The sequence below is a fragment of the Rhizobium sp. RU35A genome (assembly GCF_900156005.1).
In the GTDB taxonomy this organism is placed as follows: domain Bacteria; phylum Pseudomonadota; class Alphaproteobacteria; order Rhizobiales; family Rhizobiaceae; genus Neorhizobium; species Neorhizobium straminoryzae.
This window is the reverse complement of sequence record NZ_FTMR01000033.1, coordinates 1-8,914: the sequence shown is the minus strand read 5'-3', so window position 1 is coordinate 8,914 and position 8,914 is coordinate 1. Positions and strand designations below refer to the sequence as shown.

The following is an 8,914-nucleotide window of genomic DNA, read 5'->3' as shown; positions in this document are numbered from 1 at the left end:
AACGCCCCTGCGCCAATGGTACTTCGTCTCAAGACGCGGGAGAGTAGGTCGCTGCCAGGTCTGCTAAAGGCAATCAATATCTTCTCAAAACAAAAACCACTTCCAATAATAACGCGGGGTGGAGCAGCCCGGTAGCTCGTCAGGCTCATAACCTGAAGGCCGCAGGTTCAAATCCTGCCCCCGCAACCAGTTCAAAACAATCACAACATAAAACACAAAAACAACCGCAATCCCGCGGCGGTCATCAACTATCCAAAACCATCCGGTAGCCAACGCCGGGCTCCGTACGCACAATACGAGGATGCGTCGCATCCCGTTCGATCTTCTGACGCAACTGTCCGATGAATACACGCAGGTAGTGAAGATCATCACCGTGCGCGACCCCCCACACCGACGTCAGAAGCATCCGGTGCGTCACAACCCGTCCCGCGTGACGAGCCAGAAGAAGAAGAAGGTCGTATTCCTTCGGCGTCAGATGCACAGTATCACCGCCGCGCGTAACCAGACGCCGTAACGCATCAATCCTAAGGCCGTCAGTCTCAATAAGGGAAGGCACCGCTTCGCTGCGACCCCGGTGGCGCAGGGCCGTGCGAATGCGCGCCGTCAGTTCGCCGATCCCGAAGGGCTTTTCCACGTAGTCGTCCGCACCGAGGTCCAGGGCGGCGATCTTCTCGCTCTCCCGATCCCGGGCCGACAGGATCACAACAGGCACCTCGCTCCAGCCGCGCAGGCTGGCGATGACCTCCTTGCCGTCCATGTCGGGCAGGCCGAGATCGAGGATCACGAGATCCGGTGCCAGCGTGGCGAGCGCCTTCAGCGCCTCCGCGCCGGTTGCGGCCTCGATCACGTCGTAGCCCGCCGCCGTCAGCGCCGGCTTCAGAAAGCGCTGGATCTGCGGTTCGTCATCGACAACAAGGATACGCGGCAGCGTCATCACTCTTCCTTCCGCTTCGTCTCGTCCGGCAACGGCAGGCGTATCACGATGCGGGTGCCCTTCTTGCGGATTGCCGGGCTTTCCGCATGAATGGTGCCGTTCATCGCCTCGATGAAGCCGCGCGCGATCGACAAGCCGAGGCCGGTACCTGGTGCGCGACCGTCGCCTTTCGTTCGTCGATAGAATTTTTCGAAGATCCTTTCCAGATCTTCCGGCGGAATCCCGCGCCCGAGATCGGTCACCGAGATCAGCACGCTCGTCCCGTCACGGCGGGCATAGACATGCACGGGGCTGTCGCCGCCGTATTTCACCGCATTGTCGAGCAGGTTGAACAGCACCTGGCCGAGCAGCACGCCATCGGCCTCGATCAGAGGCAGATCGGTTGCAATGCCCGTCTCGATCGCATGGCCGGGCGCGTGCTTGCGGATCCGCTCCACGGCGGATTGCACCACGTCGGCCACGTCGACCCAGTCCTGCTTCGGCTTCAGCGTGCCCGCCTCGACGCGCGTCATGTCGAGCAGGTTGGCAACGAAGCGGTTGAGCCGGCTGCCTTCCTCCTCGATCGATTTCAGGAGGTCGTCGCGGCTTTCCGGCTCCATCCGTTCGCCGAACTCCCGCAGACTGGTGACCGCGCCGGTGATGGTGGCGAGCGGCGTTTTAAGGTCGTGCGAGAGGGATGAGAGAAGCGCCTCGCGGTAACGTTCGCCTTCCAGTCGGGCGGCTTGCGCAACGCTTTCCTTCAGCAGCCGGGCACGGTCGAGCGCCAGCGTCGTCTGGTCGAGAATGGCGGCCAGTACGCGTTCCTCATGCAGGTCGAGCACGGCCTGCGCGGTCTCCACGCCGCAGACGCCGACGACGCCGTTCGGACCCGCGAGCGGACGGAACTCGAAGCGGCTGTTCGGCAGGGTGCCGGTGCCCTGTCCGGCCTTTTCGCGTTTCTCCTGCGCCCAGCGGGCGGCGGCCATGTCGGTCACATCCAGCTCGACATCCGGCGGCCAGGCGGCGGCGAGCCGCAGCTCGTCCGTCTCCGGCACCAGCAGCACCACATTGCGCCGCAGGCTGGCCTGCAGCTGGGACACGGTTGCCCATATCGCATCCTCGGATTTGCCGGTTCCGGCCAGCTTGCGGGAAAACTCGTAGAGCGATTGCAGCGCGGTGGCCCGCACCTGCGCCGTTTCCGACTGGCGCTGGATGCGCGAGGCAAAACCGCCGGCAATCACCGCGACGACGAGGAAGATCAGCACCGCGAACACCTCGTGTGGCGAGGCGATGGTGAAGGTGTAGAGCGGTGCGATGAAGAAGAAATTGTAGGCAAGCGCAGACAGCGCGGCTGCCAGAAGGGCTGCCGTATAGCCGCCGGTCACCGCTGCGCACAGCACCGCCACGAGGTAGAGGAGCGAAATGTTCGGCAGGTGCATGATGCGGTCGATGCCGACGCCGAGGCTTGTGGTGGCGGCCACGAGACAGGGGGCGATCCAGGCGGCACGCCGCAGCCGGGGCGAGCGCCAGGACAGGGATTTTTGTCGCGGCGCGGCGGCGGGCGATTCTCCTTCTGCGGTGACGAGATGCAGGCTGATGCCGGCGGCCCGGCGTGCCAGCGCATCCGGCAGCGAGGGAGAGAACAGCCGTCGCCAGACGGTGCGGGACCGCGCGCCGATGACGATCTGGGTCGCGTGTTCGCGCCTTGCGAGCTTCAGGATCTCCTCGACGAAATCGGCGCCGATCACATGGCGCGTTTCCGCCCCCAGCTGTTCGGCGAGATGAAAGATGCGGTCGATCCGCTCCAGCCCGGCCCGCGTGGCATTGTCCTGATCGGCCCGCTCGATGGAAGCGACGATCCAGTCGGCATTGAGGCCGGAGGCAAGCCGGCTTGCGGCGCGCACCACCTTTTCCGACAGTTCGTCGGCGCCGACGCAGACGAGCAGGCGTTCGCCCGCCGCCCACGGCCCCTCGATGGCGTTCTGTTTGAGATAATCGACCATCTGGTCGTCGACGCGGTCGGCGGTGCGGCGGAGCGCGAGTTCGCGTAAGGCGGTCAGGTTGCCCAGCCGGAAGAAGCGGTCGGTCGCCCGGGCGGCATTGTCCGGCAGATAGACCTTGCCCTCCTTCAGGCGTTCCAGCAGTTCGCTCGGCGGCAGATCGACCAGCAGAACCTCGTCGGCGCGCTTCAGCACGAGATCGGGCACGCGCTCGCGCACGCTCACACCGGTGATGTCCGCCACGAGATCGGCGAGGCTTTCCAGATGCTGAATGTTGAGCGCCGTCCACACGTCGATGCCGGCCTCGATCAATTCGGCAATGTCCTGATGCCGCTTCGGATGCCGGCTGCCCTCCGGGTTGGAGGAGGCGAGTTCATCGACGATGATGATCTTCGGACGGCGGGCAAGCGCACCATCGAGATCGAAGGCCTCCAGCATGCGGCCGCGATGCGCCATCCGGCTGCGCGGCAGCACCTCCAAACCCTCGAGAAGCGCAGCTGTTTCGCTCCGGCCATGGGTTTCGACGAGACCGACGACGATATCGATGCCGTCGCTCTTCAGCCTTCGCGCACGCGACAGCATGGCATAGGTCTTGCCGACGCCCGGCGCCATGCCGAGAAAAACGGTCAGCTTGCCCCGGCGGTCCTTGTCCGCCAGGGCAAGCAATGCGTCCGGATCGGGCCTGCGGCCCTGGTTGCGGCCATCATCCGCCATTCAGTCTCTCATATGTCGCGCCGGTTCAGCTTTTCAGCGCATCAAGCGCCAGATTAAGCTCTAGCACGTTTACGCGCGGTTCACCGACAAAGCCGAGCGAACGCTGTTCGGTATGCCGCTCCACCATGCTGGCGAGGTCCGCTTCCGAGAGGCCGCGGGCCTTGGCGACGCGGGCCACCTGCGCGCGCGCAAAGGCCGGCGAGATGTGCGGATCGAGGCCGGAACCCGATGCGGTGACCGCATCGGCCGGCAGCGGGCCTTCGATACCGGCGGCCCGCAGCTTGGCCACGTCGCCGGCGACGCGATCCTTCAGTTTTGCGGCGGTCGGGCCGAGGTTGGAGCCGGAGGAGGCGTTGGCCGCATAGGCATCCGGGCTGGTGGCAGACGGGCGCGGCCAGAAATAGCGGTCCGAGGTGAAGGTCTGGCCGATCAGGGCCGAGCCGACCACGGTTCCGTTGCGCTCGATCAGGCTGCCTTTCGCCTCAGCCGGCATCAGGCGTTCGGCAATCCCTGTCATGGCGAGTGGATAGCCAAGCCCGGTGATCACGGTCATGGCAAGCGTCAGGGTAATGGCGGGTCGGAGATGGTTGAGCATGGTTACACCAGATGAAGCGCGGCAACGGCGAGGTCGATGACCTTGATGCCGGCAAAGGGAAGAACAAGACCGCCGAGGCCGTAGATCAGCAGGTTGCGACGCAGCAGGGCCGCGGCGCCGGCGGGACTGTAGGAGACGCCGCGCAGCGCCAGCGGGATCAGCGCGACGATGATCAGCGCGTTGAAGATGACCGCCGACAGGATGGCCGATTGCGGCGAGGCAAGGCGCATGATGTTCAGCGCGTCGAGGGCCGGATAGGTCGCGACGAACAGGGCCGGGATGATCGCGAAATATTTCGCGACGTCGTTGGCGATCGAGAAGGTGGTGAGCGAGCCGCGCGTCATCAGCAGCTGCTTGCCGATCTCGACGATCTCGATGAGCTTGGTCGGGCTCGAATCGAGGTCCACCATGTTGGCGGCCTCGCGGGCGGCCTGGGTGCCGGTCTGCATGGCGACGCCGACATCGGCCTGGGCAAGTGCCGGCGCATCGTTGGTGCCGTCGCCGCACATGGCGATCAGGCGTCCGCCTTGCTGTTCGCGGCGGATATAGGCGAGCTTGTCTTCCGGCGTTGCCTGGGCAAGGTAATCATCCACGCCGGCTTCGGAGGCGATGGCGGCCGCGGTGACGGGGTTGTCGCCGGTCACCATCACGGTGCGGATGCCCATGGCGCGCAGCGCCGCGAAGCGTTCCTTGATGCCGGGCTTGACGACATCCTTCAGGTGGATGACGCCGAGCAGGCGGCTGCCATCGGCCACCGCAAGCGGCGTGCCGCCGGTGCGGGCAATCTGGTCGACGGCGCGGCGGAATTCTGCCGGCACCTCCTGGTCGCTGACGCCGGCAAAGCGCAGCACGGCATCGACCGCGCCCTTGCGCAGGCGGCGCGTGCCGAGGTCGACGCCGGAGAGGCGCGTTTCCGCGGTGAAGGCAATCGTGGCATCGAAGGTGCGGGTCTTGGAGGCGATACCGAATTCGCCGGTCGCGAGCGCCACGATCGAGCGGCCTTCCGGGGTTTCGTCCGACAGGCTCGACAACAGGGCGGCTTCGGCGAGATCGTGAACGGTCACGCCCGGGGCGGGCAGGAAGTCGCTGGCCATGCGGTTGCCGAAGGTGATCGTACCGGTCTTGTCGAGCAGCAGCGTGTCGACGTCGCCGGCGGCTTCCACGGCGCGGCCGGAGGTGGCGATCACGTTGAAGCGCACCAGCCGGTCCATGCCGGCGATGCCGATGGCCGACAGCAGGCCGCCGATCGTCGTCGGGATCAGCGTGACCAGCAGGGCGGCAAGAACCGTGACGGAGAGCACCGTGCCGGAATAGCCGGCCAGCCCCCAGATCGCCACGCAGACGAACAGGAAGATCAGCGTCAGGCCCGAGAGCAGGATCGACAGCGCGATCTCGTTCGGCGTCTTCTGGCGCTGGGCGCCTTCGATCAGCGCGATCATGCGGTCGACGAAGGAGGAACCGGGAGCCACGGTGATCTTCACCTTGATCTCGTCCGACAGCACCTGGGTGCCGCCGGTGACGGCCGAGCGGTCGCCGCCGGATTCGCGGATCACCGGGGCGGATTCGCCGGTGATAGCGCTTTCGTTGACCGAGGCGACACCCTCGATCACCTCGCCGTCGCCGGGGATCAGTTCGCCGGCGGCAACCAGCACCACGTCGCCGATCTTCAGGCGGGTGGCGGCCGTGGTCTCGGTGCGGCCGTCGGCAAGAAGCCGGCGGGCGACGAGTTCGGACTTGGTCTTCTTCAGGCTTTCCGCCTGGGCGCGGCCGCGGCCTTCCGCCACGGCTTCCGCGAAGGTTGCAAACAGCACCGTAAACCACAGCCAGATCGCGATCTGCCCGGAAAAGACGGCTTCGGCGGGATGGGCGACGAGGTCGCGCAGGAAGAAGATCGTCACCACCGCTGCCACGACCTCGGTGACGAAAATCACGGGATTGCGCAGCAGCTGGCGCGGATCGAGTTTCAGCACCGCGTCGCGTGCGGCGGGGATGAGAATGGCGGGGTCGAAGAGGCTTCGCGCCTTGAGGTCCTTGGACATGTTTGAACTTTCTCAGAAGGTCTGGCCGGCCAGCATCGCGAAGTGCTCGACGATCGGTCCGAGCGCCAGCGCGGGGAAGAATTGCAGGCCACCGAGAATGATGATGATGCCGACAAGCAGGCCGACGAACAGCGGGCCATCGGTGGGGAAGGTGCCGGCGGAGGCGGGCGTCTTCACCTTGGCAGCCAGCGAGCCGGCAATTGCCATGACCGGCACGACATAGGCGAAGCGACCAAGCAGCATCGCGATACCGAGCGTCGTGTTGTACCAGAGCGTGTTGCCGGAGAGACCGCCGAAGGCAGAGCCGTTGTTGCCGACCGCCGAGGTATAGGCATAGAGGATTTCCGACAGGCCGTGGGGACCCGGCGTGCCGATGGCCGCGATTGCAACGGGAAGCATGGCGGAGATCGCCGTGAAGCCGAGGATGACCAGCGGCAGGATGAGGACGGCGAGCATGGCGAACTTCATCTCGCGGCTTTCGATCTTCTTGCCGAGGAATTCCGGCGTACGTCCCACCATCAGGCCGGCGACGAAGACGGAGAGCAGTGCGAAGACAAGAATGCCGTAGAGGCCGGAGCCGACGCCGCCGGGCAGAACTTCGCCGAGCTGGATCAGGAACATCGGTACGAGACCGCCGAGACCGGTAAAGGAGCCCAGCATACCGTTGACGCCGCCATCCGACAGGCCGGTGGTAACGGCGGCATAGAGTGCCGTGGCCGACTGGCCGAAGCGCACTTCCTTGCCTTCCATATTGCCCTGGGAGGGGTCGAGGCCGAGCGTGGTCAGGATCGGATTGCCCTGGCTTTCGGCCCAGTAGACGACGGCGACACCGGCAATCAGCAGCACAGCCATGGCGGTGATCAGCGCCCAGCCCTGGCGGCGATTGCCGACCATCTGGCCAAACGTATAGACGAGGGCCGCCGAGATCGACAGCATCGCGAAGATGTTGAGCAGATCCGACCAGGCGGTCGGGTTCTCGAACGGATGGGCGGCATTGACGTTGAAGAAGCCGCCGCCATTGGTGCCGAGCTGCTTGATGGCTTCCTGGCTGGCAACGGGGCCGAGCGAGATGACCTGCTGTGCGCCTTCCAGCGTGGTGGCCGTGGCGGAAGCCTCCAGCGTCTGCGGCAGGCCCATGGCCACGAAGATCAGCGTGACGACGACCGCAAGCGGCAGCAGCACGTAGAGCGTCGCGCGCGTCATGTCGACCCAGAAATTGCCGAGCGTTGCCACGCGCGAACGGGCCAGCGCACGGGTGAAGGCAATGGCCAGCGCCATGCCGGTGGCGGCCGAGAGGAAGTTGTGAACGGTCAGCCCCGCCATCTGGCTGAAATGGCTCATCGTCGCCTCACCGGCATAGTTCTGCCAGTTCGTGTTGGTGACGAAGGATACGGCCGTGTTGAAGGCAAGATCCGAAGGGACCGCCGGAAAACCCTGCGGATTGAGCGGCAGGTAGGCTTGCAGGCGCAGGATCGCATAGAGCGAGGCAACGCCCACCAGCGAGAAGGCGAGCATGGCGATCGTATAGGCGAGCCAGCTCTGTTCCTTCGCAGGATCGATGCCGGACAGTCTGTAGAGGCCGCGCTCGACGGGGCCGAGCACGGGGGAGAGGAAGGTTTTCTCGCCGGAGAAGACGCGCGCCATGTAAAGCCCGAGAGGCTTGATGGCGACGAGCACCGCGAGGAAAAGGAGGCTGATCTGCAGCCACCCGATGATGGTCATGGGAATTCTCCTGGAGGATCAGAAGCGCTCGGGCCGCAGAAGGGTGATGACGAGATAGACACCGAGCACGAGGGCGACGGCGAGGCCGAAAAGGGGTTCAAGCATGCTTGCCTCCCTCACAGCCGGTCGAGCGCGCGCGCATAGACCGCGAGCACGACGAGCGTGCCGCAGCCGAGCGCCAGAAAGATGAGGTCGGACATGTCCGTTTCTCCTGTTGATTGCACAGGAGACTTACGGGGGAACCGCGTCAGGTTTCGATTGGGAAGATATCAGCGGGACATAAGGAAAAGATAAGGAGACGTCTTTTCGCGGCGCTGGCGTGGGTCTCCCGCCCGCGTCAGCGCAGCAAGAGGCCCAGAAGGACTGCGCCGACAACCAGCAGCACAGCCGCGAGCGGCATGAGGATCGCAAGCCCGGGCCGGCGCCTGTGCAGCGCCGGATCGCTCATCGTCATCGCCGTGTCGAAATTGCGCGAGCGGTGGTGCTGGGACGGGGGCTTGCGCTGCGTGTCCCGCGCCGTCTCGATCGCCTCCGGCGAGAGAGGAAGGCCGGCCGCCTCGGAATCCGTTTCCATCGGCGCCATGGCGGGATCAAAACCCGGCCGCTTGTCGCCGGTCAGGCCGCGCTGGATGTCGCCGCGGATTTGTGCCGCGGTCGGCTCTTGCTGCGGGCTCGTGTCCGCTTGATCGTCAGTGGTGGGGCGGTCTGGGCGATCGGGGGGGTGCTGGCCATGTCTATCTCCGTTCTCGCCGAACGGAACGGTGGCGGGTTGGTTCCCGCCGCCGGAACGAAGCAATGTCAGGCAGGCCTACGATCGGGGATCAGAATTCCATCGCATACCCCGCGCCGCGAACGGTGCGGATGACATCCTGCATGTTGGAGAAGTTGAGCGCCTTGCGCAGGCGCCCGACATGCACGTCGACGGTGCGCT

Annotated in this window: 7 protein-coding genes and 1 tRNA gene; 1 reads left to right on the top strand and 7 read right to left on the bottom strand. The window is 65.4% G+C overall.

Going from position 1 to position 8,914, the window contains the following annotated elements; translation table 11 throughout:
• The first annotated feature begins 112 nt into the window (after positions 1–112).
• Positions 113–189, top strand: a tRNA-Met gene (locus F3H95_RS26760).
• Between the two features lie 55 nt (positions 190–244).
• Here the strand turns inward: F3H95_RS26760 and F3H95_RS26755 are convergent.
• The 7 genes from F3H95_RS26755 to F3H95_RS26720 form a co-directional block, all read right to left on the bottom strand.
• Positions 245–934 (bottom strand): response regulator, encoded by a 690-nt coding sequence (locus tag F3H95_RS26755; RefSeq protein WP_149748211.1) that lies wholly within the window; start codon positions 932–934, stop codon positions 245–247.
• Positions 934–3,627 carry a sensor histidine kinase KdpD gene (locus tag F3H95_RS26750; protein WP_149748210.1) on the bottom strand — a complete coding sequence of 898 codons (2,694 nt, stop codon included), beginning with the start codon at positions 3,625–3,627 and terminating at the stop codon, positions 934–936. Before F3H95_RS26750 ends, F3H95_RS26755 begins: the two co-directional genes overlap by 1 nt.
• 25 nt (positions 3,628–3,652) lie before the next feature.
• The gene (kdpC, locus tag F3H95_RS26745) at positions 3,653–4,222 is read right to left on the bottom strand and encodes a potassium-transporting ATPase subunit KdpC (protein ID WP_149748209.1); all 570 of its coding nucleotides are present in this window, start codon (positions 4,220–4,222) and stop codon (positions 3,653–3,655) included.
• A gap of 2 nt (positions 4,223–4,224) precedes the next feature.
• Positions 4,225–6,261, bottom strand: coding sequence for a potassium-transporting ATPase subunit KdpB (gene kdpB, locus F3H95_RS26740; protein ID WP_149748208.1), 2,037 nt, complete (start codon positions 6,259–6,261; stop codon positions 4,225–4,227).
• Positions 6,262–6,273: 12 nt separating this feature from the next.
• Positions 6,274–7,983, bottom strand: coding sequence for a potassium-transporting ATPase subunit KdpA (gene kdpA, locus F3H95_RS26735; protein WP_149748207.1), 1,710 nt, complete (start codon positions 7,981–7,983; stop codon positions 6,274–6,276).
• A gap of 337 nt (positions 7,984–8,320) precedes the next feature.
• Positions 8,321–8,779 (bottom strand): hypothetical protein, encoded by a 459-nt coding sequence (locus tag F3H95_RS26725; protein ID WP_244618158.1) that lies wholly within the window; start codon positions 8,777–8,779, stop codon positions 8,321–8,323.
• 25 nt (positions 8,780–8,804) lie between these two features.
• Positions 8,805–8,914 (bottom strand): winged helix-turn-helix domain-containing protein (locus F3H95_RS26720; protein WP_188134507.1); only part of this gene is annotated, 110 nt, incomplete at its 5' end.

What these genes read in the sequence shown, in the direction of transcription:
- kdpA (WP_149748207.1), bottom strand. Translation starts at nt 7,983, where the DNA reads ATGACCATCATCGGGTGGCTGCAGATCAGCCTCCTTTTCCTCGCGGTG.
- kdpC (WP_149748209.1), bottom strand. Translation starts at nt 4,222, where the DNA reads ATGCTCAACCATCTCCGACCCGCCATTACCCTGACGCTTGCCATGACC.
- F3H95_RS26755 (WP_149748211.1), bottom strand. Translation starts at nt 934, where the DNA reads ATGACGCTGCCGCGTATCCTTGTTGTCGATGACGAACCGCAGATCCAG.
- F3H95_RS26750 (WP_149748210.1), bottom strand. Translation starts at nt 3,627, where the DNA reads ATGGCGGATGATGGCCGCAACCAGGGCCGCAGGCCCGATCCGGACGCA.
- kdpB (WP_149748208.1), bottom strand. Translation starts at nt 6,261, where the DNA reads ATGTCCAAGGACCTCAAGGCGCGAAGCCTCTTCGACCCCGCCATTCTC.